Raw genomic sequence first — 24341 nt, forward strand, 5'->3', positions numbered from 1 at the left:
AAGGATAACTGTTATTAATCCACGAATACATAGAAAAAAATAATAGCATCTATTAAAAATTGATTAGTAAAACTATATTTTCATAAATGATTACTGTTTAAAAAACTTTATCTATTCGTTAATTTAATCCAATAATATATAATTAACTTTATTATTAACTGATCGATGAATTTTCAGTTGTGCTAAAGAAAATCATAGGCTTTATAAGCCTAGCTTTCATGCTCGTTGGTTGTAAAGATACCTACAAAAACAATCAATGGAGTAAATTCCATAGAGATTCAGCTACTAGCTCTGATCTACACTCAAGGCTTGTTGAAGTTCATAATCGTGAAAGTATTGGATTTAAGTATTCACCATACGGTGCAGATTTTAAGAATAAAATTAATTAGAAAAAGATCTAGTTTTACAATATTTATTGGCTTGATTCTCAGAGCAATAACTATTAATTTGTTCACGTATAGTTTCTTTTGAGCAAAACCAACCGCTTCCACAAGGCTTATTCACTATATCATTATCTCCTGAATCTTGCGTCTCCAAAAAAGCTGCAATTGATTTCTCAAATTCATCGATGACATTAAAATTAGGAGGATCATAAGGTGAAAAATCAGTATTAGTATATCTATCAATAATATCTCCTACATTACTAGAATACCCTGCACTATTTTCTGGAAGACTAGTATAAGTTCCTAATCGACCACTAGAGTCAATAAACATTCCAAAAACATTTGGATCTTCATAAAAACCAGCACTAGCATCTCCTTCACCTGAAATAATATAAGTAACATTATGTCTCGAGCCTATATACACATCATTTGAATACTTTCTACAAATAGGGAGAAAATCACCACTCCCTCCACATTTATAAAACCCCGGCATACTAGCTATATTTCCAAAGCTAGGTGTATCATAAAGATAATCTAAATTAGTATCTTGCTCAGATGATGATTCATTAGAATCAACTCCAGCAACTAAATTACTAGGTATATTTCCAGCAATCTTATTTATATACAGAATAGCTGCATTTAATAAAGATATATTTAAAAAAATAACTCCAATAGCGACTATTAGTATTTTAATAAACATGCCACTCCTCTTAAAACTCATACTAAAGTTAAATTATATTGATAGTAAGGTTCCTCTATATTAGATAATATATCTTGATTAACATATACTTTCATAATAGCATTTTGTGAATCTATTCTTTCTGTACATATCCGAGTAACATTATCACTATTAACTTCTCTACAACCCCATAATCCAGAAGTTTCATCAGGAAATATCTCTCTCCCAGAAGTATAATCTGTAACTTGATTGAGATAGCTATTTGCTACTACATCTGTTGCTGAGATTTTAGCTCTAGTCTTATAATCTGAATACATGGGTATAGCTACAGTAGCTATAATAGCCATAATAACCATCATGACCATTAACTCCAATAATGAAAATCCCGCTTTTGTACGCATTCAAATGATATATAGAACTATCTCGAGGCTTATAATAACGATTCTTCAGTCTAAAACATATAGGAATAATTAACAGTCCTTGTTAAATTTTAATTGATCTAAGCTAAAACCAGATGTCATAATCAATATACACAGTGTCAATTTAAGCGCCAATAAAATATGTTATAGTCTATGATTTCCTTCTAACTGCAACATTTGTCATATATACACCCAAGAACACTACTCCTCCAAAAAGTAGTGATAAGATCGAAATTGTTTCTCCATATAAAACAAAACCAATCAAAATAACTAAGAATGGCATAGTATTTTGAAAAACTGCCGTCTTATAAACCCCAATTTCTTCAAGAGCTCTTAAGTACCATAAATAAGCTAATACCGTTGCAAATGCAGCTATGTATAACATACTCACCCAGAACTTAATATCTGTATTAGCAAGTTCTGAAAAATCAGATTTAAATAAACTTACAACAGCAAACATTATCATACCAACTATAGCTCCATAAGTATTGATTGTAATCATATCAACACCTTCTCTTACACAACATTTACCGAATATTGCATAAGCGGAGAAACAAACAACTGCTAATATACTTAATATTTCTCCAAGATTCATATTTACGCTAGTTGAACATTGTGAGGCACCACTAGAAAACATAACAACACCTATTGTACCTAACAAAGCAACTAAGATACCTATTTTTGCTTGTTGATTAACTCTCATATTGAACATATAGCTTGACAGTATAGTTATTAAACATGGACTAAAAGCATATATAATTGCAACAATATTTCCTGATATAAGTTTCTCAGCCCATAAGAATGTTATGTTATACAAGAACACTCCAAAGAACCCCACAGCTATAACATAAAGCCATTGTCTAAGATTTAAGCGTGGAAATAATGTTTTGGTGAAAATATAATGCACTACAAGAAAAATCAAAGACGCCATAATGTAACGAATAAGACCAACCATATATATATCGACATACTCTAATGGAATGGGTGCTATATGATATAAGCTAGCCCAGAAAATTAAGGCTAAGAATATTTTGACATACCCTTGAAATAAAGAAGAGCTCATGAGTTTTAGGTTATCTATTTTTTATCAGATACTCTACTATACTCGGATCTAAAAGTGTAGATGTGTCACCTAAATTATCAAAATCATTTGCTGCTATTTTTCTCAAAATTCTTCTCATAATTTTACCAGAACGAGTTTTTGGTAAATCTGGAGTAAACTGAATCACATCTGGACTTGCTACTGGACCAATCTCCTGTCTAATATAAGATACCAATGTTTTTCTGATGCTATCAAGATATTCATCTCCAGCACCCTTACCATCATGACCATCTTTTAGTATGCAATAGACATAAATTGCTTCACCTTTGATATCATGAGGCATACCAACTACAGCAGATTCTGCAACACTAGAGTGAGTATTCAATACAGCTTCTATTTCAGCAGTTGCCATTCTATGACCTGATACGTTAATAACATCATCCATACGACCTTCTATCCAGATATAGCCATCCTCATCCCTTCTAGCAGCATCTCCTGAGAAATAAAAACCTTTGAAACTACTAAAGTATGTTTGAATATATCTATCATGATCACCATAAATAGTTCTAGCCATACCAGGAGTCGCAGCTCTAATACACAAAGCTCCTTTGCCAACTCCTTCGATCTCTTTACCATCTGTATCTAATAAAGCCACATCAACACCAAAGAAAGGTTTAGATGCCGATCCTGGCTTCAACTTGTGTGCTCCTGGTAGTGGTAGGATCATGTGTCCACCAGTCTCAGTTTGCCACCAAGTATCAACAAGAGGTGCTTGATTATTAGCACCCTTTTCTACAAACCAGTTCCATGCTTCTGGATTAATAGGCTCTCCTACAGATCCTAATACCCTCAATGAAGTTCTATCTGAATCTCTAAGATACTGATCCCCAGCTTTGATTAATAATCTAATCAAAGTTGGTGCTGTATATAGCGATTTCACATTATGTCTATCAACTTCTTTCCACATTCTAGAAGCATCTGGGTATGTTGGAACACCTTCAAAGATTAAGGAGGTACAACCATTAGCAAGCGGACCATAAACAGCATAACTATGCCCAGTAATCCAACCAATATCAGCTGTACACCAGTAGACATCATCTTCCTTCAAATCAAAAGCCAACTTATGAGTCATGCTTGCATAGACAAGATACCCTCCTGAAGTATGGACAAGACCTTTCGGAGTACCTGTTGATCCTGAAGTATACAGCATAAACAGAGGCATCTCTGCATCAAAGAATTCTATTTTATGTTCATCAGAAACTTTAGCACACTCTTTATCATAACAAAGATCTATATCGTTCCAAACCATATCCTTTGTCTTAGTCCTACTCACAACTAGGACATTTCTAACGAAGTCTAAACCAGAGATTGCTCTATCTACACTTTTTTTAAGAGGTATTCTCTTACCTGATCTAATACTTTCATCTGCTGTAATTATAAACTTACTATCTGCATTTATGACTCTCTGCTTAAGTGCTTCTGCTGAGAAACCTCCAAATACAACTGAATGCATAGCTCCTATACGTGCACAAGCTAACATCGCATATATTGCCTCTGGTATCATTGGCATATAGATGGTTACAACATCACCTTTTTTGACACCATTAGCTTCAAGTATATTAGCCATTTCACATACTCTATGATACAAGTCTCTATATGTAATATTTTTAGTATGATATGGATCATCAGCTTGCCAAACAAATGCAATCTTATTTGCTTTGTCTACTAAGTGCCTGTCAACACAGTTATAACAAACATTTAGCTCACCACCTTTGAACCACTGAATATCAACCGGATCAAAACTACTTGCATAAGCTTTATCAAATGGTTTATGCCAGCTAATATGATGGGCTTGCTTTGACCAAAATGCTTCTGGATTTTCTATTGATTCTTTATACATAACTTCATATTGCTCAGCATTGACATTAGCCTGGGCTATGAAGTCTTCTGAAACTTGAAAACTTGAGTACGGCATATTATTAACTTTAAAAACACGATTAAAATTTATATTAGCATATTTAGCTGAATTTTTGACTATATTTGCACTATCAATATTTAATAAGAATTATTAAATATTGATAAAGATTTATCTATTTTGAAGATACTCTTTAAATTTATCACCCAATTCTTTATGCTGAAGAGCTATTTCATAATTAGCAATCAAAAAGCCTAATTTACTACCACAGTCATAACGAGTGCCTTTAAACTCATAAGATAGAATTTTTTCTTCTTGATCAAGAAGTTTAGCTATTGCATCTGTTAGTTGAATTTCACCACCTGCACCTTCTGAAGTTGATTCTAAACATCTGAAAATTTTATTTGGTAGCAAATATCTTCCAACTACAGCATTTGTTGATGGTGCTTTTTCTGGAGCTGGTTTTTCAACTATTGCTTTTATAAGGTTTTCACTATCTTTAGCTACAATACCATAAGAGCTAGTTTCATCTCTTTTAACTTGTTGAGTAGCTATACAACCTCTAATATCAGTACCTTCTACAGCTTTGACCATTTGTTTAAGGGTACCAGTGCCACAATCATGATTATATACTAGATCATCAGGCAGTATTACAGCAAAGTCTTCGATACCCACAAGAGGTTTAGCACATAGCACAGCATGACCTAGCCCTAGAGCTTCGGGCTGACGAACGAAGAAAAAGCTCACATCTTTAGGGATTATATTTTTGACTAAATCTAGTAGCTCATATTTTTGTTTTTTCTCTAATGAATATTCTAGCTCAAAGTTTCTATCAAAATGATCCTCCAGAGATTTTTTGTTAGAGCTTGTAACAAAAATTATCTCCTTACAGCCAGCTTCAATGGCTTCTTCAACTGCGTATTGGATCAATGGTTTATCGACAACAGTTAGCATTTCTTTAGGACATGATTTAGTTGCTGGTAAAAATCTAGTTCCCCAACCGGCAACAGGAAAAACCGCTTTTTTGATTTTCATTTAATCTCCTTAGTATTAGCTATCAGCTAAATTACAGTACAAGCTTACATTAATATTATAACCGTTTACAGAGAAGTTGCTCAATACTTTAGATAGTCTTTTTAGATCATTTGATCTTTTGACATATAGATCTACTAAAATTTCATTTTCAAAATAATATATAGACATCTTTTTATCTAAAATATTACTTTCTGGAATATTATTTTCATCAAAAATAGCTTTTATCTCAGATAGTATCTCCAAACGAGAAGGCTCAAAGTTCTCAAGCTTAATTACACCATCTTCATGATTTGTAACATCCACATGCACTGTAATATCCTTGATATTTTCGATATTATGATAAATATTACTCTTAACAATCTCTGCTATATAGTGACCCTCAGAAGCTGTACTAAACTTATCAACTAAAATATGTACATCCAATACAATTTTACCAGCCATTTTTCTAGTTCTCAAAAAATGAAAATCATGCACCCCTTCGGAATTGGTAATTATTTCTTTGATGCTTTTACGTGTTTCAGCATCAACACCTTCATCGATAAGCTCAGCAACAGCAGAGTAACCCCACTTGACACCCATCTTAACGATCATATAGCAGACTACTAGGGCAGCAACTGCATCCATCCATGGGAAACCTAAAAAAGCACCAAACAAGCCAACTAAAACAACTACTGAAGACCACATATCCGAACGGCTATGCCAAGCATTGGCCCTTAACATATCAGAATCAATTTTATTTGCAGCTCGCATAGTATACTGATAGATAAATTCATTGCCAAATATAGAAAAAACTGCTGCATACACAGTAAATCTATCTGGAGTTTCATATTCACCTAGTATCAATGTAGCTAACGAATGATATACAATCAAAAAACCTATAGATATAAGTAAACCAGAAAGCACTAATGTCGCTAGAGTCTCTAATCTTTCATGTCCATAAGGATGATTGTGATCTTCGCCTTTATTAGCATACTTAGCAGCAAATAAAACCATAGCATCACTCAAAAGATCTGAAAATGAGTGTATGCCATCAGCAAACAATGCTGGTGAGCGTCCTATAATTCCAATAAATGTTTTTGAAATAGCAAGCAATGCATTAACAAACATCCCCACTAGAGTAACTTTTTTGGTAATTTGATATCTAGTATCTGACATTTTTGAGCCTCTTTTATTAGATTTAGCTAAACAAATTTTAAGCAAGATAATAATATGATGTATCAGAAATGTCTATTTATAAATATAGATTTATGACTAATCTTTAGTCATTACAAGTTTAAATAATAAGATATGCGCAAAGATTGAAAAAATTATTGTCCCTACCCACCAAGCTACAGGATTATCCAAACCATGTACTGTTACATAATAAGCTGCAAATATAGATATGATAAACTGTAGGCTAGCCATAACTAATCCAGGATTCCAGCTTTTACGCTTAATTCCTTCTGCAATGTGTGTTAAGCAATTTATAATACTAAAAATTATAATCAACAATCCAAAACCAAGATTGATAAAGCTCAAAGTGCCAAAAACTGCAAATGCTAACCACACCATAAGTATATTTATCCAAAATATCTTAATGTCTGTAAGTTTTTCTTGACCTTGTGGCAATGCCATAACTGTACGATTCATAAAATCTTTAAAGCCACCTGGCACATAGTGCTCCTCTGTCTGATGGAACAAATACATAGGAATATTAATTAATCCCCAAAAATGTGGATCATATACAGAAAAATTAGCAAATAGTAATATTGTAAACAATATACCAGCCCATGGAGCTATTTTTGCCCAATTTTGATTTTTTGCTAAAAAATTTATCATCACTCAACCTTTAAATATAAGCTATATTATCGATAATATATTATCTTTTATAAAAGTTACTATATAAATCTTCAAATATCTTGGTATTTTTGTCAAAAATCGCCTTGCAATGCAGACAAATAATTGTATAATATACTCCATCAGTTCGGAGAAATGGCTGAGTGGTCGAAAGCGGCGGTCTTGAAAACCGTTGACTGTAACAGGTCCGGGGGTTCGAATCCCTCTTTCTCCGCCATATTAAAAGCTCACAGCAATGTGGGCTTTTTTTATGTCTAAAATTTGTAAAGTATTTTTCATCTAATACACGTAAAACTATTATACTGCCCTACCAAACTACACTTCTAAACTTTTTATTAAGCTTTCTTAAAGTTGATAGTAAAAAAAGACCAACAGTCTTAGGATTAATAAGAATAAGACCTTCTTGCTTCTTTTTTAGCTCTACTTATAGCTGCTTTTTTAGCCATTTTTCTCTTCTGGGTTGGTTTTACGTAATGCTGTCTTTCTCTAAGCTCTTGTTTAATACCTGCTTTTTCACAAGCTCTTTTGAAGTTTCTTAGACTAATATCAAAAGGTTTTCTGGGATCGACTATTATTCTTGGCATATTATCCTCTCTTAATTTTAGAATATTAAGAACTATTAAAGTTCTTTTAGGGTTAAAAATTATTATTAGCAAAATAGCAATGAAGTATCTAAAGAAGATTTAGAGGCTTTATTTTATTTATACACTATCAATGTTAATACAAAGTATCCACTAAAGATACATATTATGGAGACATATATAAATATAACTAAGATTATGTTCTCATTTAAGAGTATAATAAGCATCTATTTAACAATATATGTTTAGAATGATTGATCCCAAAAACACATTCATTAATTTTGAAAAAAATAAAATGTTAGAAGTTATTTTTAGTGATATAACTGCTTTAGTCCAGAAAATATCAGAATCGAAAAAAGTAAGTATAGCTCAAGCAGCAGAGCTTAGTATATTCAATACTGAGATTATGGAACAGTTTATTAATTTAATAAACCATATGACGGATAGAGACTTTAGTGATAACAAAGAATCTTCGATGGTAGAAAGTTGTTTAGATTTTCAAGATTTATGCTTATATCTAAAAGACTTGGACAAATACGAAGAAGATTTTGATTTAACTAAAATACCTAGTTTTCATTAAAAAGCTTTCAATTAATACTTTTATACTATATGATTAGTGTCAGTTATTTATATTGTAACTTTAATTTGACTACTACGAAACTAATATAATCAGAAGTTTATTTCCAATAATCTATTCTTTATAAGTAAATCGTTAAAGTTTAAAACTAAGCCCAATGTGATTTAACTTATATAAGACAACAAAACAAAAGGAAATAAAACAATGAGACAAGGTACTATTAAATTTTTTAATACGACTAAAGGATTCGGATTCATAGAGCCTCAAGATGGTGGTAAAGATGTATTCGTTCATATCAGTGCAGTAGAAAATGCTGGTTTAAGCACTCTACGTGAAGGCGAAAAAATTAGCTTTGAAGTTGAAGAAAACAGAGGCAAAATGGCTGCTGTTAATATCAAATCTATCTAATCTAAACCATCCTTATAACTATAAAGATAGTCTTTCTTAAGAAAATTAATTCATATTTTTATTCTTCAATTAACTATGAAAAGATAGCCATTTTTTAGATGGATAGCCCGGGATCTCTTTGGTTAATACAGGCACCATAAATCCTGATGAAATTTCAGACAGTTTTTTCATAATATCTTTAGCATTATCAACATTATAGTGTTTAGTTCCTGAGACAGTATCTAGTGAATGTATATAGTACGGAATCACTTTAGCATTTATAAGTTTTGTACTCAAAGCATATAGTACATTAGCATCATCATTTATGTCTTTAAGCAATGTGCTTTGATTTAGGATAATTATGCCATGGTTGTGTATTTCTTTTAAAACCTCTCTAATACTATCATCTAACTCATTTGGATGATTAACGTGTATCACTAATACAGTATCAAGCCTATGCTCTGAAAGAATTTTCAAAAGTTTAGCAGTCATTCGCTCTGGTAATACTACAGGTATTCTTGAATGAATCCTAAGCCTTTTGATATGAGATATCTGCTGGATATTTTCTACAAAAAATTCTAATATCTCATCGTTATTTAAAAGAGGATCACCTCCACTTAATATGACCTCCTCGATACTACTATCATTTGCTATATATTCAAATGCTTTTAACCAATCTTTTCTACCAGGGATATTTTCTCTATAATCAAACTCTTTACGAAAACAATAGCGACAATGCACAGCGCAGCTTGTTTGTGATATCAGCAGAACTCTACCATGATATTTATGTAATAGTCCCGGCACTTTATTATAATTTTTTTCATCAAGTGGATCGCTACTATAGGATTGATCTATCACTTCTTCATCGATAGTTGGTAAAACCTGTTTGAGCAATGGATCATTGATATTACCTTTTTGCATTCTATTAGCGAATGATCTAGGCACTATCATTTTAAATCTCTTGGTTATATTTAATGAAACTTTGGCCTCTTCACTATCTATTTCCAAAAACTTTAATAATTCTAAAGGTGAGTAGAAAGATTCTTTAAGGGCTTTTTTCCAGTCATTAGTAGACATCTATTTATATTTTAAAATAAGATTTTTTGATCTTCGAATTCTCTCATATAACCATAGATTGTCAATTTGTTTATACTAGAAGATCTAATTGATCAATCTATTCAGAATATTTCACACCTATATCTGCTAAAATTTTAGATTTAACTTTTAAAAGCTCTTTGATATAAAAATCTTTATTTTCCGCATAACGATATTGAGGTACAAGAATAGAAACACCAAGACTACCTAAAAATGTATTTACAGCTACTGCCGTACTGACTATGCCCTCTATTGTTTTACCATAATCATATTCAACGCCATCTTCTCTAATCTTAGCAAGCCTTTCAAACAATTCTTTATTATCTTCAATACCTTCATCCAGGATATCGATAATTTCCTCATCTGAGTACAGTGCTAACAAAGCCCTACCAGAAGCTGTATAGTAAATTGGCTTCTCAAGTACACCTATTCTTGGAATTACCTGCAGTTCCCTATTCGCTATGAACCTATGCATTATTATAAGATCAGTATTGTTTGATTGTGTCAGAACAACTGTTTCACGTATTTTTTCACTAAGCTTCCTTAATGTATTCTGTGTCAAAGAGACTATATCTGCATAAGATGAAGATGCTAACTTAAAAACACCTGATCCAAGCAAAATCTTACCTGCCCCTTCGCTTCGTGTGAATCCTTCAGCCTCAAGAGCAGCAACTATTCTTTGGACTGTAGATCGAGGTAAGTTGACCTTCTTTGCTATATCTCCCAAGCTCATACCTCCGGGCTCATTACTAATGCTTTGTAGCACATTCACAGCTCTGCTGATTACTTGGATTTTTTTTTCATTACTCATAAAAAGTTAATAATTTCTGAGGTTTAAAAGTCTTTTGACTAATAATAGCTTTTTTCATATAAAATTGCCAAAATATTCTTGTACCATTTTGCGATACAGTGTATCATACATCTGTCTCTAGGAAAATTAGCCTTAATTTACCTCCAGAAATAAAATTAAAAAAATCTCGCACAAAATAAGGAGTCTGATATGCCTGTAATTACTTTTGATGGACTACTAATTTCTCCAATAATATTATTTTTAGCTATTGCAGCAATATTGACTATAACTACAAACCTAGCAATACCAAAAATCATACATGACTATGTAGATCTTAAATTATCTTGGTTTAATCTTGCACTATTTATCTGTTATCTAGGGTTAAGCATGCTACTAATAGGAAACTAAAATGCCAAACAAAAGAACCAAAACTACTATTAGTATTGTTATAATTTGCGTGGCATTGTTTTCTCTATATTCAATCTGGAGATACTATCTATACTCACCATGGACTAGAGATGGTCGAATTAGAGCTAATATCATCACTATTGCACCAGATGTTTCTGGGTTTGTAACCAAAATATATGTATCTGATAACCAAAGAGTAAAAAAAGGTCAATTAATCTTTACAATAGACAAAGATAGATATGCAGCAACTCTAGATGAAAAAGAAGCAGAGCTAAAACATGCAATAATGCAATGGGAGCTAGCTGATCGTCAATATCAACGTAGAGAACAACTTGGAAAAGATGGCTCAATAAGCTTAGACACTCTCGATGAATATCACATGCAAGTAAAGCTAAAAAAGGCAAATCTTGAAAAAGCAAAAGCAGAGGCTAGACTCGCAAAGATCAATCTAGATAGAACAAGTGTTTATGCACCAGCTGATGGTACTATAAATAATATTGAACTACGACAAGGTAACTATGTTGTAGCAGCAAAACCAGTGATGTCTTTAGTTGAAGCTAATTCTTTCTATGTAACTGGATATTTTGAAGAAACCAAACTACCCAATATAAAAATCAATGATAAGGCTACTATCGAGTTAATGAGTGGTGGAGAACTACTACATGGACATGTAATAAGTATTGGCAAAGCTGTAGCAGACAACAATACAGATGTGAATAGTCAACTACTGCCAAAAGTACAGCAGACCTACGATTGGGTAAGACTATCTAAGCGAATACCTGTTGATATAGCTCTAGATGTGATACCTAAAAGTATCAACTTAATATCAGGTATAAATGCAACGGTAACAATACAATGATACAAAGACTATCAGATGAGCTAGAAGTAATTATAAATAAAGAAAATATTATTTATACAATCAAAGGGTGTATATCTTTGACTATGGCTCTATGGATATCAATGAGTTTGAATTTAGATAAACCGATGTGGGCTATGATTTCTGCACTATTTTTACAAACTCGACCAGAAACAGGTTTTATCATTGAAAAAGCTCTTTTATTAATAGCTGTATCTTTTATTGGAGTGTTTGTTGGCTTTTTGATAGTCACATTTTTTTTGCCTTTTCCTGTATTAGCACTAATGGCTCTATGTAGCTTTATATCTATATCTATATTCTTCTCTGCCAACATGTCTCATCCAAACTTTATCTATGCCTTAGCATTGGCAAATGTTACCTGCATAATAATTGTTTTTTACTCTATAGCTAATCCTATGCTCACTACTGAAGAGACAATTTTTCATACCGGATTTTCTCGTGTAACTGAAATATCTATTGGCTGTATCTGCTCATGCCTTGTGAACTACTACATATTGCCAGTCAAAGTTCAAAAAACATTAAAGAACCAATCTAATAAAGTACTAGAACTTACTATATATTATGTTCAAGAAATGTTTCTAACACAAGACTTCACTAATAACATAAAATATAATTCAAAAGTTGAAGCAATTCTTAATAATCTTATAACTCTTGATAATGATTTGAGTGCAGCAAAATACGAGAGCTTGGATAAAGGTAATTATCTTATATTTTCAAACACTGTAGTTGAACTAATAGAAACAGTACACTCATTAAGAAAATATTTAGCTAAAACAGAAAATAATTCTACCCTACAAAATCACTTAAAAACAATCGCAAACAATCTAAATAATATTGACAATAGCACAAGTAATAATCTAAACATCATATCTAACGATCATAAACTGAATAAGGTAATCTCAAAAATAGCTAACCTACTAGCTAGTTACAAAAGTTTAGAAGCCAAAAGTGATCAAAACAAGATAGTTTATAGTTTTATAACATATACCAACCCTATAGTTACACTAATTGCTATCGCTAGAACCATAAGTTTGCTGCTTATCATGTACTTCGTATGGGTAAGTACAGACGGCAACTCTAGTCTTCTTATGATGATTATTCTACCTTGTGTCTTGTCTCAACTTTTTATATCCGTACCTAATCCCACAGAAACAGTTAAAAAAAATATCATAGGCATAATTATATCAATACCAATAAGTATTCTTATAACACTAAATTTACTATCTCAAGCAGTGGGCTATTTTGAACTATTAATACTAATATTATTAACTGTACTACTCATTCCCATAGCAGCTCTTAACGTTCCTAAACTGCAGATGTATAGTCTTGGGTTCTATTTAGGTTTTGTATTTATGGTCCAACCAAGTAATCATATGAGTTTTGAAATCACTTCATCATTTACCATAGCTATGAGCTCAATTGTTGGATGCTTAGGTCTCTGGTTAGCATTTAAGCTATTTCCACTTACTCCTCACACTCTAAGTAGAAAGGTTGCTATCAGATCTATAATCAATGATGTTCACAAATTTCAAAGAAAACAAATATCTAAGGAGTGCTATCAAGCTACTTTAATCAAAAAGATTCTCAGTGTTTATAGAAATAGAAAAGAAGACTCATCATCCGAAAAAGATATTGAATTTGCTTTGCAGAGCCTAGCTAAAGCCAACTAATTTATTTGCTTGTTATAGTGACCTTTTTCAAAATCAACATTATAAACGATATCTCTATAGCCATGAGGATTTTCTATCTTTAATTTATGTACATCATTATATACTTGCTCTATAAGCCTTATTCTTTCTTCTCTGTTATGAGTTTTTTCACCGACAACATCAAGAATACTTAAATTATATTCCCATTGTTCATCTCCAAGCATATGATAATTTTTCAATAAGCGACTATCAAACTTAAAGCTATGCTTGTGAGTATTTATCATTTTTTCAACAATACTAGATAAGATATCTTGATTAGACTGCCACAACTTTGCCAAAAATATAGCTTGGCATTCTGATAAAACAAAAGGTACCGTTTTCCATGGTATGCCAACAAAAGCAAGATTAAGATAATCTTTATGTAGTATCTGATTACATAATGGACTCACAACATTATCTTTTGTTGAAATAATATCTTGAGATAGAAAAGGAAAACTATATTTATAACCAGTACAAAAAATAATTTCATCTATCTCAATAGTATTACCATTAATAGTTGTAGCTATACATTTATCATTGCATTTATAATATTTGTCAATAGAAGATATAAACTTAATATTTAGATTATTTTGTAGATTATATAGTTCTTGGTTCTTTTCTAATTCTCTAACAGAAACATAAACATCTCTACCACTATTATATAACTCATGAGATATATCCACACCAGATGAAGAATATCCTACACATAGAACTTTCTTAGCGTAGTTATCTACACTTCTATAATATTTGCTGTGTGAAGCACTACCTACAATATAATCAAAACCATTAGTATCATTTGGAATTTTAGGCTCATCATAGTGCCCATTAGCAATTATTACAAAGTCAAACTCTTCATTAAATACCGCGCTATTACTTATATAAGATAATTTCCATAATGGCCTTTTCGATAACTTCTGGATAGGTTTCAAACCTATAACTTCAGCATTTAGGCAAAGACTATCATCTATTTGCCAAGCTTTAGCATTTGCTTCTAAGTAATACAAAACTTCTTTATGCTCTATAAAAGATTTATTAGAGTTATAAGGAATTTTTTCATTTTCAAAAACCATTATTTCTTTGGGTAGATTAGTCTTTAGTGTTTCATATAATGCACCTTCTGACTCATCATAATTCCATACACCACAAATATTGTTCGTTTTTTCAAAGACTTTAACCTGAAAACCGCCATCCTTGAGAACTTTTGCATTAATAAGTCCACTAGCACCGGCACCGATAATTGCGACTCTATTCATAATTTACACTGAAATAGTACATTTATACCCACTATACTTACGGATATTTATTACACCTGTATCAAATATTAAATACTGACCTTTTATACCCATGAGCTTAGCTTCTATAATAGGATTCTTATCTAAGTTAAATGATTTAATTTTTGTAGGATACTCAAGCACAGGATAATTTATAGTTTGAATATTACCCTCTACAGCTTCAACACTATTATCACCATATTTGGCTGTAATTTGAGCTATTTTATCACTAGACTTTTCGATCAGTTCATCTCTTAGATCCTCAAATTCAACTTCAGAACTTGGCTCACCTTGAAGCATTTTTCGCCAGTTTGTTTTATCTGAAATATGCTCTTTGATTGCGACCTCAACTAATCCTGAAATTAGTCTAGTCTCCACAGCAAAGATTGGAATAGCTTGACTAGCACCTTGATCTATCCAACGTGAAGGAATATTTTTAAGTTTTGTAATACCTACCTTAATATCTCCTGTATTTGATAGGTATACAATATGAGTTTTCATGCAGTTTTCTTCACCCCAATTAGAATCTCTACATGTCCCGGCCGCGAAATGGCACAGTTCAGGTTTAACTATACAGATATCACACTCAGGTAACTTTCTCATACACATAAAGCAATGACCTTGAGAATAGCTCTTTTTTGTTTTGATGCCACATGATACACAATTAATTTCATCTAAAAACTCTATTCTCATATTTTTGCCAATGAAATCATTCATACAGATATCTTCTAACTCATATAGAGCATTATTATCACTATCTAATGTTGTTATCATTTTGTGTAAATTTACTGTTTTATTCATTAATACTTTTTTTAATAACTAAACTGCCTTTTAGGATAACAGACTTTAAAAGCAGTTAAAATCCTTGTTATTATTAGCTATAATCAATTTAATCAAACTAATTGGTTCTGATATGAGTGTAAGACTAGATAAATGGCTATGGGCAGCTAGATTCTACAAAACTAGAGCTATCGCAAAAAAAGCTATCGAAGGTGGCAAAGTACACTTTCAGGGACAAAAAACAAAAGTCAGTAAAGCTGTAAATATTGGCGATGAATACCAAATCCAACAATCACATATTAAAAAAACAATAATTGTCGAAGCTCTCGATGAAGTTAGAAAATCAGCTACTGAAGCTCAAAAACTTTACACAGAAACACAACAAAGTATCGAAAAGAGAGAAAAAGAAGCAACCATCAGAAAGACTGCTAACTTATTAAGCCCAGAAAAACCTACAAAAAAACAACGTAGACAGATAATTGATTTTAAAAGAAATGATTGATCCACTATTAAACAATATAGATTATTAACGATTAATTACTAAACTTTTCTATCATCTTAAGCACAACGTAAATTATTGCACTGATTACTGCCGATATAAAACATACTTTAATAGCAATTGGAAATAGATTAATAAATATAGTAATAATAGTTACTATTATTAAAACACCTACAAATATTGATAAAAACTTATCCATTTTAAATAACCCCTTATTTTATAATAATTTTTGCAAATTTACGCTTACCAACTTGGAAAACATTTTCTGTACCTTTACCAAAAACAGCTTTATTATCAGCAGCCTTCTCACCATCTATTTTAACAGCTCCTTGCTTAATCATGCGAATAGCTTCTGAAGTACTTGCTACCAATCCTGCTTCTTTAAGCAAGTTTGCTATTGGCAATTCTTGACTTAATTCTACAACATTTATGTCATCAGGTATCTGATTTTTTTGAAATCTTTGGATAAAATCTTGATGCGCACTTTCAGCATCTTCCTTAGAGTGAAATCTCTCTATTAACTCTTTTGCCAACTCTATTTTAATATCACGTGGATTTGTGCCATTAGCAACATCTTGTTTTAAATTAGCTATAGTATCTAAAGATTTGAAGCTAAGTAATTCGTAATATCTCCACATCAATTCATCTGAAACAGACATCACCTTGCCAAATATATCGTTAGGTGCTTCTTCAATACCTATATAATTTTGGCTAGATTTTGACATTTTTTTGACACCATCTAAACCTTCGAGAAGTGGCATTGTTATGATAATCTGTGGTTCTTGACCTTGTTGTTTTTGTAGCTCTCTGCCCATCAACAAATTAAACTTCTGATCTGTACCACCAAGCTCAATATCCGCATTCATAGCTACAGAATCATAGCCTTGTACTAATGGATACAAAAACTCATGTATTGAGATAGACTGGCCACCTTTGTATCTTTTTGAGAAATCATCTCTTTCAAGCATTCTAGCAACTGTTGATTTAGATGCTAGTTTGATCATATCGCTTGCAGACATTTTATCAAACCAATCACCATTACGACGAATGACTGTTTTTTCTTTATCTAAGATTTTAAATACTTGTTTAGTATATGTTTCAGCATTTGCAGCAACCTCTTCTGCAGTCAATGGAGGTCTTGTCGCATTTTTACCAGTAGGATCGCCTATCTGAGCTGTGAAATCACCTATCAAAAAGTGAATTTCATGTCCTAAATCTTGCAACTGTTTTAATTTATTAATTACAACGGTATGACCAAGATGGATATCAGGAGCTGTTGGATCACAACCAAACTTAATCACTAATGGCTTGTTTTTTTCGAGTTTTTTAACTAATTCTTCTTCAATTAGGACTTCATCTGCCCCTCTTTTGATTATTTCTAAAGTCTGTTGTATCGTCGACATTATATTTTTGTATATAAAAATTTCTCTCAATAAAGCAAAATTATAGCACAAAACTCTTTTATAGAACCAATAAAACCTTATACTTACTACAAAGTAAAAACATTTAATATCCTATGCATATATATATATCACAAAGTAATGATATTTATTTTAATTTAGCTTTTGAAAATTGGTTATTTTTAGAGAAACTACATCACGATAAAATTCTATTTTTATGGCAAAACTCTCCATGTGTTGTTATTGGTAGAGCTCAAAACCCATGGCTTGAATGTAATCTTGAAGCAATGAATAACGATAGTATACCAATGGTACGCCGTCAAAGTGGTGGTGGAACTGTTTATCATGATTATGGTAATCTTAACTACACTATCATTAGTACAAAAAAAGAACATAACATCAAAGCAAACCTAGAACTAGTATGCAATACAGTCAAAAAGCTAGGTATAGATGTATATGCAAATGAAAGAAATGATATTGTTGTTGATCATAATGGTCATACCTACAAAGTATCAGGTAGCGCTTTTCGAGAGAAAAAAGATCGTGCTTTCCATCATGGTACACTACTCATCAATGCTAATACAAAAAAACTCTATGACTATCTTCATCAACCAATAGATAAATCTTTAGATACAAAGGGAGTAAAATCTCATCGCTCAAAAGTGATCAATCTATCTGAGATAAAGCATGATATACAAACTCAAGATCTCACAAGGTCTTTTATTAAAAGCTTCAGAAGTATTGATTTAAGCTTAATAAATGAAGAAACGCCATTAGAAAATAGAGAGCTAATAGACAAAGAGATAGAAACACTCAAAGAATGGAAATGGCGCTTCGGCAAAACTCTACCGTTTACAAAGACATACACTAAAGGTAGTGAACAAATCAAAATCAAGATTGATGCTGGTATTGTTACAGAGATTAATAATGTTTATAAAAATACAAACCTTGCTGATAAAAATATTCGTTTTGAAAATAGCTATGATTTTGATTTCTTTAAAAAATTCTTACAGAATAAATTTTATTTAGAGCTTGTTGAGAAAAATGTCGCAACACTAATTGCAAAAATAAAAGGTAAAATAAAAGCATCAACAACTGTTACAATGATGTTTTGAATAGACATTTCTAATGAACTCATCTCTAGACCAAAGTTTTTCAACAGATATATCAATCCAAAAGTTACTAACGGTTTTATTACCATAAGAGCTAATATTGCTATCGATATTCTAAACATATAAAAAAAGTTACTTCTTATTATAGCGAAGTTGTTAGATATAGATTCAAAAACACCCTTTTGTGCCAATAACACAGCAGGCATAACCGTCAAGAATAATAATACTCCCAGAAAAATACCTATATATTGTAAAAACATAGTGAGTACTGTCATCACAATCATGGAAAGTAAAAATGCTCCAAGAAATACAAATACTCTCTTAGAAAAGATTTGTAATGCTATTTTTAATGCATCTGATACTTTTAGCTCATGTTTAACCATTACACCTTGCAATATTATTATCATTGCATAAACAAATACTGTAGCTACTACAATCAACAAAAACATACTCGCTAGTATATTTCCCGATGGTAATTGCGAGATATCAGCTTCGTTACCACTTTGAATATAGTCTGCCATACCATGTTTCATTAAATATACAAAACAAAACTCTGATATAAATGACAGCATAAAAGCTAATACAAAAGTTATTTTAAAGGCTCTTTTGTATATATTTGTTGCTATCGAAATCGTTTCTCTAAAATTTAAATTATTCATCATAAATGCTCTAGTAAAAATAAAACAAGCTAAAATATAACATAAAATTTACTATTTTTGTCTTACAAAAATCAATAACGGCTTTAAAGCTTAAAAAAAATATAATAAATACTTGTAAAATTTTATATCAATACCATTTAGTAATATTACATAGATTATTTTAACAAACCTAACAAAGGATTTGATTATGGAAGCAATGAAAGGAACTACCATCCTATGCGTTAGAAAAGGTGATAAAGTAGTAATTGGTGGCGATGGTCAAGCTACATTAGGACATACAATAGCAAAAGAAAATATCATAAAAGTTAGAAAATTAAATGGTGGTAAAGTTCTAACAGGTTTTGCAGGTTCTACTGCAGATGCATTCACACTATTTGAAAAATTTGAACAAAAACTAGAGTTTTATCAAGGTAATCTTGAAAGAGCTGCTGTTGAAATGGTGCGTGAGTGGCGTTTAGATAGAATGCTGAGTAAGTTAGAAGCTATGATTATAGTTGCAGATGAAAAGCTATCTCTTCTAATATCAGGGGCTGGAGATGTTATGGCTGCTGACAAAAATGACATCATATCTATTGGTTCTGGGTCAACTTATGCTCGCTCAGCGGCAACAGCCCTTGTTGAAAATACTGATCTTTCAGCAGAAGATATAGTCAAAAAAAGTCTTACTATAGCTGCAGATACTTGTATTTACACAAACCATAATTTCACTATAGAAAGTTTAGAAAATAAAAAAGGATAGTTATACGATGACACAAGTGATGACTCCAAAAACAATTGTACATGAATTAGAAAGACACATTATTGGTCAAAATGATGCTAAAAAAGCAGTTGCTATTGCTCTACGTAATAGATGGCGTAGAATGCAACTTGATGATGAGATGCGTCAAGAAGTAACTCCTAAAAATATCCTAATGATAGGACCTACTGGTGTAGGTAAAACAGAGATTGCGCGCAGACTAGCAAAATTAGCGGATGCGCCTTTTATCAAAGTTGAAGCTACTAAATTTACAGAGGTTGGTTATGTAGGTAAAGATGTTGAGTCTATAATCCGCGACCTAGTAGAAACAGCAGTCAAAATGAAGCGTGAAGAAGCTAAGCAACAAGTTACAGAAAAAGCTGCAGTATTAGCAGAGGAGAGAATATTAGATGTTCTTATTCCGCCAGCTAGAGCTTCTGAGTCAAAAGTAGGATTTGCGAATGAGCCTGCTGAAGATGCTCACTCTAAAAAAGAAAAAGAAAATAAAACTCGTGAGATTTTTAGAAAAAAAATCCAAAATGGCGAGTTAAATGATAAAGAGATTGAAATCGAAGTATCTGTAGCTCCTAAAAGTATAGGTGTTATGGGACCTCCGGGCATGGAAGATATGACAAATCAGCTTCAGGATCTATTCTCTAGTTTAAGTAGTGATAAGAAAAAAACCAAAAAGATGCGAATCAAAGATGCTATCAAGCTAGTCCAAGATGAAGAAGCTGCTAAGCTGATCAATGAAGAAGATATCAAAGCTAGAGCTCTTGAGTCTGTTGAACAAAATGGTATCGTATTCCTAGATGAAATAGATAAGGTTTGTAAAAAATCTGGAAATTCAGGTGCAGATGTATCTAGAGAAGGTGTGCAACGTGACTTACTACCACTGGTAGAAGGTTCTACTGTCTCGACTAAATACGGTATGATAAAAACTGATCATATCTTATTCATAGCATCAGGAGCCTTCCATGTTGCTAAGCCATCTGATTTAATTCCGGAGCTTCAAGGTAGATTACCAATTAGAGTAGAGCTAAAATCTCTTGAGATAGAAGACTTTGTTAGAATACTAAAAGAACCTGACTGCTCTATCCTTAAGCAATATGTCGCTCTAATGAAGACTGAAGGTGTTGAATTAAGCTTCGAAGAAGATGCTATTAAAAAGATTGCTGAAATCTCTTTCCAAGTAAATGAGGAAGTCGAGAACATCGGTGCTAGAAGACTTCATACTGTTATGGAGAGACTATTAGAAGAGATTTCTTTTGATGCCCCAGACTTAGAAAATAAATCTATAAATATAACAACAGATTATATAAATGAAAAACTAAGTGGATTAGTCAAAAATAAAAATTTAAGTCAGTATATTCTATAATCCTTTACTAAATTTGCTATTTTAGCTACTTTTTAGAAAAAAACATCTATAAAATCAATTTTACTATCTACTTTAGTTTTAATAAATTAATGGGTGTTACTCTAATTAAAAAAGCCTCTAGGCTACTACTAATAACTCAGCTATTTTCAACTGTAAGCTTTGCTGTTCTTTACTCAACATTAGTCTTATTTATGACACAAGCTTTGGGATTCACCGTCACAAAAGCAAGTGCTGTAATGGGTGTTTTTGTTGCGTTTAACTATGGCTTACATATCCTAGGTGGATATATTGGTGGTCGATTAATTAGCTATAGAACTTTATTTTTAATAGGCATGGTTTTACAAATAATTGCTTGTCTATTTTTATCATTCCCAAGTACCGAGCACTTATATATTGCACTAGCCCTCTTCCTAACAGGCTGTGGACTAAATGTCCCATGTATAAACATGATGTTAACTCAGCAATTTGAAAATGATGACAATTCTCGGGAGACTGCATTTTTTTGGAACTATGCAGGCATGAATGTTGGATTTTTCATTGGATTTACAGTTGCAGGCGTATATCAAGCAGAACATAGTTATAATATACTTTTTCTTATTACAACTATTACAAATATAGTAGCTTTTCTGCTTGTAATAACTAGCTGGAAAACTGTAGCAGACAGAACCACTCCTCTTGTCAGAAAAATAAAAAACTCGGGAACAAATATCCTATATAAAAATAGTATATATACTGTTATTTTAATTTTAGTGACTATAGCTATTTTATTTATAGCCTTACAGTATCCTCTAAATACCAACTATATTGCTTTAGGTATTGGAATTGCATTATTAGCAATGTTCGTACCTATTGCAAAATCACAAGATAATAAAGAGCAAAAAGAAAAGGTATACGCTTATATTATTTTAGCAACTTTTGGATTAGTCTTCTGGTCTGCTTATCAGCTTGCTCCAATGGCTTTGACTGTATTCACAGAAGCCAATGTTAACAAGCACATTTTTGGCTTCACAATCCAGACCCAGTGGTTTCAAAATGTAAATACTGTAGTAATAGCTGTGGGAGGTGTGTTATTACCTAGTCTTCTTATAATTATTCGTCGAAAATTTATATTCTCATTCCCTATGCAGTTTTGTTTTAGCATCGTATTTATAGGAATTGGATTTTTGATGCTAGTGATAGGAATTTTCTCAGCGAACAAACTTGGACAAACAGCTGCTATATGGTTAATTTTAAGTTATGTATTTCAGTCCATAGGAGAGCTTTTAATATCGCCAACAGGATATGCTATGATTGGCAAACTTGCTAATCCTCGACTACAAGGCTTAATGATGGGGTCTTGGATGGTAGTCACCGGTAGTACATCTGGGGTTATAGCAAGCTTACTATCGATATTAGTTTCATCACCAAATATAAATGCAACCCCAATTGAAACAAATCATAATTATTTAACTCTATTCGCTAGTCTAGCTATCATTGCTGGTATAGCAGGTTTTATTATGTATTTACTAATTCCAAAAATCCGAAGGTTAGCTCATATATAGTTGTATATTAACTGTATTTTCATCAATCTATACACTATAATTCTAAATATCAGTTTAATTATTTTAATATCATCAGTCTGTGACTATTAAAGAAAAATATTCCAAATATATTCCACTTTTTATATCTGTAACGATGACTCTAAATGGTTTTATAACTATTTTAGCAGTTGCAATACCTGTTATTAACAAGATTTTTTCTGTCAACTTAGATCCGAACATTCCTTCTGATCTTTATGACTTTGGTATGAAATATAATACTGGTTTGGGAATATTCTTGCCATTAGTTCTCGGTTATTTGATGATAATTATAGCTCGTGGTATTTATAATCGAAAAAGATCTTTTTGGTTTTTAGCTGTTGTTTTCATTAGCTTATCAATAATCGGTGACTATATCCAAGATAAGCATATATCATACGATATTGCATTTTTCACTCATATTTTAGAGATTTTTTTACTGGTTTACTTCAGAAAAACTTTTAATAGAAAAATTCTAACACAATCACCTTCTACCAGTTTGTACTTTTAATTTCACTTCTTTTAGCGATTGGATATAGTGTAACTGGATTATATTATCTCAAAGATGAATTTGATGGAATTACAAATGTCTCTGATGCAATATATTTTACAATTGTTACATTTAGCACGGTTGGGTATGGCGACATACACCCTTTAACAGAAGAAGCCAAACTTTTTACTGTATCTATAATGATTATGGGTATAGGTTTATTTGCAACAATTATCACTGTAATGGCAGGTAGTGTCATCAACAAGATTACAGAAAAGTTTAAACAAAAAGATGGAGCAACTCTAATGAAAGACCATATCGTAATATGTGGCTATACAGAAATTACCAAATGTTTAATAAAAGACTACTTCAAATCTCAAATAGATAATATCATTGTAATCGAGAAAGATTATCATCAAAAGTTCATAAATACTGATGCAGAACAAGAAAAACACTTTATAGATGCAGAATCATATGACTATGATGCTCTAAAAAAGGCAAATATTAGCAAAGCTAAAAGTATATTTATTCTCAATGAAAAGGATTCGGATAATATATTAACTTTATTATCAATAAAAGAAGTATTAAAAACTTCAGAACAATCAGTAAATAATATAAAGATATCTATTAAACTTGATAAAGATGAAAGCATTAATATCGCAAATAATATAGGAGTAGACCAAATAGTCTCTCCAACTAAGAAAATTGCTGAAATGCTAATAAAATATGAATAATTTCACCAAAAATA

The 24341-nt window shown here is 31.7% G+C and carries 27 protein-coding genes, 1 tRNA gene and 2 pseudogenes; 15 read left to right on the forward strand and 15 right to left on the reverse strand.

The window, feature by feature from the left end; all coding sequences use genetic code 11:
• Window positions 1-179: 179 nt before the first annotated feature.
• Window positions 180-389: a hypothetical protein gene (locus F0R75_RS04680; protein ID WP_149368142.1), complete on the forward strand. Its 210-nt coding sequence runs from the start codon at window positions 180-182 to the stop codon at window positions 387-389.
• Here the strand turns inward: F0R75_RS04680 and F0R75_RS04685 are convergent.
• The 7 genes from F0R75_RS04685 to F0R75_RS04715 form a co-directional block, all read right to left on the reverse strand.
• Window positions 382-1083 carry a hypothetical protein gene (locus tag F0R75_RS04685; protein WP_149377217.1) on the reverse strand — a complete coding sequence of 234 codons (702 nt, stop codon included), beginning with the start codon at window positions 1081-1083 and terminating at the stop codon, window positions 382-384. The two genes, F0R75_RS04680 and F0R75_RS04685, sit on opposite strands and share 8 nt — an antisense overlap.
• 17 nt (window positions 1084-1100) lie before the next feature.
• Window positions 1101-1463: a pilin gene (locus tag F0R75_RS04690; protein ID WP_149368140.1), complete on the reverse strand. Its 363-nt coding sequence runs from the start codon at window positions 1461-1463 to the stop codon at window positions 1101-1103.
• 169 nt (window positions 1464-1632) lie between these two features.
• Window positions 1633-2544, reverse strand: a complete 912-nt coding sequence (locus F0R75_RS04695; protein WP_149368139.1) for a DMT family transporter — start codon at window positions 2542-2544, stop codon at window positions 1633-1635.
• A 10-nt stretch (window positions 2545-2554) separates the two neighbouring features.
• Window positions 2555-4498 carry an acetate--CoA ligase gene (gene acs / locus F0R75_RS04700; RefSeq protein ID WP_146421256.1) on the reverse strand — a complete coding sequence of 648 codons (1944 nt, stop codon included), beginning with the start codon at window positions 4496-4498 and terminating at the stop codon, window positions 2555-2557.
• Between the two features lie 111 nt (window positions 4499-4609).
• Complete coding sequence (gene galU / locus F0R75_RS04705; RefSeq protein ID WP_146421255.1) at window positions 4610-5473, reverse strand: UTP--glucose-1-phosphate uridylyltransferase GalU; 864 nt, start codon at window positions 5471-5473, stop codon at window positions 4610-4612.
• 15 nt (window positions 5474-5488) lie between these two features.
• Complete coding sequence (locus F0R75_RS04710) at window positions 5489-6628, reverse strand: cation diffusion facilitator family transporter (RefSeq protein WP_013923271.1); 1140 nt, start codon at window positions 6626-6628, stop codon at window positions 5489-5491.
• 96 nt (window positions 6629-6724) lie between these two features.
• Window positions 6725-7294, reverse strand: a complete 570-nt coding sequence (locus F0R75_RS04715) for an HXXEE domain-containing protein (protein WP_149368138.1) — start codon at window positions 7292-7294, stop codon at window positions 6725-6727.
• A 144-nt stretch (window positions 7295-7438) separates the two neighbouring features.
• On the opposite strand from F0R75_RS04715, the gene F0R75_RS04720 reads away from it, so the two are divergent.
• Window positions 7439-7526 (forward strand) — tRNA-Ser (locus F0R75_RS04720).
• 166 nt (window positions 7527-7692) lie between these two features.
• Here F0R75_RS04720 and rpsU read toward each other — a convergent pair.
• Window positions 7693-7893 (reverse strand): 30S ribosomal protein S21, encoded by a 201-nt coding sequence (gene rpsU / locus F0R75_RS04725; RefSeq protein ID WP_146421252.1) that lies wholly within the window; start codon window positions 7891-7893, stop codon window positions 7693-7695.
• Between the two features lie 247 nt (window positions 7894-8140).
• On the opposite strand from rpsU, the gene F0R75_RS04730 reads away from it, so the two are divergent.
• Both F0R75_RS04730 and F0R75_RS04735 read left to right on the forward strand, forming a co-directional pair.
• Window positions 8141-8470, forward strand: a complete 330-nt coding sequence (locus F0R75_RS04730) for a hypothetical protein (RefSeq protein ID WP_149369196.1) — start codon at window positions 8141-8143, stop codon at window positions 8468-8470.
• Window positions 8471-8671: 201 nt separating this feature from the next.
• Window positions 8672-8875 carry a cold-shock protein gene (locus F0R75_RS04735; RefSeq protein WP_013923275.1) on the forward strand — a complete coding sequence of 68 codons (204 nt, stop codon included), beginning with the start codon at window positions 8672-8674 and terminating at the stop codon, window positions 8873-8875.
• Window positions 8876-8944: 69 nt separating this feature from the next.
• Here F0R75_RS04735 and epmB read toward each other — a convergent pair whose 3' ends face one another.
• Both epmB and F0R75_RS04745 read right to left on the reverse strand, forming a co-directional pair.
• Window positions 8945-9931: an EF-P beta-lysylation protein EpmB gene (gene epmB, locus F0R75_RS04740; RefSeq protein WP_149368137.1), complete on the reverse strand. Its 987-nt coding sequence runs from the start codon at window positions 9929-9931 to the stop codon at window positions 8945-8947.
• Window positions 9932-10028: 97 nt separating this feature from the next.
• Complete coding sequence (locus F0R75_RS04745; protein ID WP_041263776.1) at window positions 10029-10760, reverse strand: IclR family transcriptional regulator; 732 nt, start codon at window positions 10758-10760, stop codon at window positions 10029-10031.
• A 189-nt stretch (window positions 10761-10949) separates the two neighbouring features.
• On the opposite strand from F0R75_RS04745, the gene F0R75_RS04750 reads away from it, so the two are divergent.
• From F0R75_RS04750 to F0R75_RS04760, 3 genes are read left to right on the forward strand one after another with little or no spacing between them, the layout of a single operon-like run.
• Complete coding sequence (locus F0R75_RS04750; RefSeq protein ID WP_013923278.1) at window positions 10950-11147, forward strand: hypothetical protein; 198 nt, start codon at window positions 10950-10952, stop codon at window positions 11145-11147.
• A gap of 1 nt (window position 11148) precedes the next feature.
• Window positions 11149-12006: an efflux RND transporter periplasmic adaptor subunit gene (locus tag F0R75_RS04755; protein WP_149368136.1), complete on the forward strand. Its 858-nt coding sequence runs from the start codon at window positions 11149-11151 to the stop codon at window positions 12004-12006.
• Window positions 12003-13694: an FUSC family protein gene (locus F0R75_RS04760; protein WP_149368135.1), complete on the forward strand. Its 1692-nt coding sequence runs from the start codon at window positions 12003-12005 to the stop codon at window positions 13692-13694. Before F0R75_RS04755 ends, F0R75_RS04760 begins: the two co-directional genes overlap by 4 nt.
• Here the strand turns inward: F0R75_RS04760 and F0R75_RS04765 are convergent.
• Together F0R75_RS04765 and F0R75_RS04770 are read right to left on the reverse strand one after the other, a co-directional pair.
• Window positions 13691-14965, reverse strand: a complete 1275-nt coding sequence (locus tag F0R75_RS04765; RefSeq protein ID WP_149368134.1) for an NAD(P)-binding domain-containing protein — start codon at window positions 14963-14965, stop codon at window positions 13691-13693. The genes F0R75_RS04760 and F0R75_RS04765 overlap by 4 nt on opposite strands.
• A 3-nt stretch (window positions 14966-14968) precedes the next feature.
• Window positions 14969-15784: a DUF2797 domain-containing protein gene (locus F0R75_RS04770; RefSeq protein WP_149368133.1), complete on the reverse strand. Its 816-nt coding sequence runs from the start codon at window positions 15782-15784 to the stop codon at window positions 14969-14971.
• A 112-nt stretch (window positions 15785-15896) separates the two neighbouring features.
• Here F0R75_RS04770 and F0R75_RS04775 point away from each other — a divergent pair, with 112 nt between their 5' ends.
• Window positions 15897-16265: an RNA-binding S4 domain-containing protein gene (locus tag F0R75_RS04775; RefSeq protein WP_146421247.1), complete on the forward strand. Its 369-nt coding sequence runs from the start codon at window positions 15897-15899 to the stop codon at window positions 16263-16265.
• A gap of 31 nt (window positions 16266-16296) precedes the next feature.
• Here F0R75_RS04775 and F0R75_RS10145 read toward each other — a convergent pair whose 3' ends face one another.
• Both F0R75_RS10145 and tyrS read right to left on the reverse strand, forming a co-directional pair.
• Window positions 16297-16461 carry a hypothetical protein gene (locus F0R75_RS10145; RefSeq protein ID WP_013923284.1) on the reverse strand — a complete coding sequence of 55 codons (165 nt, stop codon included), beginning with the start codon at window positions 16459-16461 and terminating at the stop codon, window positions 16297-16299.
• 13 nt (window positions 16462-16474) lie between these two features.
• Window positions 16475-17665 carry a tyrosine--tRNA ligase gene (gene tyrS / locus F0R75_RS04780; protein WP_013923285.1) on the reverse strand — a complete coding sequence of 397 codons (1191 nt, stop codon included), beginning with the start codon at window positions 17663-17665 and terminating at the stop codon, window positions 16475-16477.
• 113 nt (window positions 17666-17778) lie between these two features.
• On the opposite strand from tyrS, the pseudogene F0R75_RS04785 reads away from it, so the two are divergent.
• Window positions 17779-18672, forward strand: a pseudogene (locus F0R75_RS04785) (lipoate--protein ligase family protein); the annotation flags it as partial.
• Window positions 18673-18683: 11 nt separating this feature from the next.
• On the opposite strand, the gene F0R75_RS04790 reads toward F0R75_RS04785, so the two are convergent.
• The gene (locus tag F0R75_RS04790) at window positions 18684-19433 is read right to left on the reverse strand and encodes a hypothetical protein (RefSeq protein WP_146421245.1); all 750 of its coding nucleotides are present in this window, start codon (window positions 19431-19433) and stop codon (window positions 18684-18686) included.
• 187 nt (window positions 19434-19620) lie between these two features.
• Here F0R75_RS04790 and hslV point away from each other — a divergent pair, with 187 nt between their 5' ends.
• The 6 genes and pseudogenes from hslV (at window position 19621) to F0R75_RS10230 (ending at window position 24327) form a co-directional block, all read left to right on the forward strand.
• Window positions 19621-20172, forward strand: a complete 552-nt coding sequence (gene hslV, locus F0R75_RS04795) for an ATP-dependent protease subunit HslV (protein ID WP_013923288.1) — start codon at window positions 19621-19623, stop codon at window positions 20170-20172.
• 7 nt (window positions 20173-20179) lie between these two features.
• Complete coding sequence (hslU, locus tag F0R75_RS04800) at window positions 20180-21547, forward strand: ATP-dependent protease ATPase subunit HslU (RefSeq protein WP_013923289.1); 1368 nt, start codon at window positions 20180-20182, stop codon at window positions 21545-21547.
• 89 nt (window positions 21548-21636) lie between these two features.
• Window positions 21637-23088 carry a peptide MFS transporter gene (locus tag F0R75_RS04805; RefSeq protein ID WP_149368131.1) on the forward strand — a complete coding sequence of 484 codons (1452 nt, stop codon included), beginning with the start codon at window positions 21637-21639 and terminating at the stop codon, window positions 23086-23088.
• Between the two features lie 79 nt (window positions 23089-23167).
• Window positions 23168-23614 (forward strand): hypothetical protein, encoded by a 447-nt coding sequence (locus F0R75_RS10220; RefSeq protein ID WP_246145979.1) that lies wholly within the window; start codon window positions 23168-23170, stop codon window positions 23612-23614.
• Window positions 23615-23631: 17 nt separating this feature from the next.
• Window positions 23632-23787, forward strand: a pseudogene (locus tag F0R75_RS10225) (ion channel); the annotation flags it as partial.
• Window positions 23788-23793: 6 nt separating this feature from the next.
• A complete protein-coding gene (locus F0R75_RS10230; protein WP_246145980.1) occupies window positions 23794-24327 on the forward strand; it encodes an NAD-binding protein in 534 nt (177 codons plus the stop codon).
• The last annotated feature ends 14 nt before the right edge of the window (window positions 24328-24341 follow it).

The sequence above is a fragment of the Francisella marina genome, from assembly GCF_008369785.1.
Lineage (GTDB): Bacteria > Pseudomonadota > Gammaproteobacteria > Francisellales > Francisellaceae > Francisella > Francisella salimarina.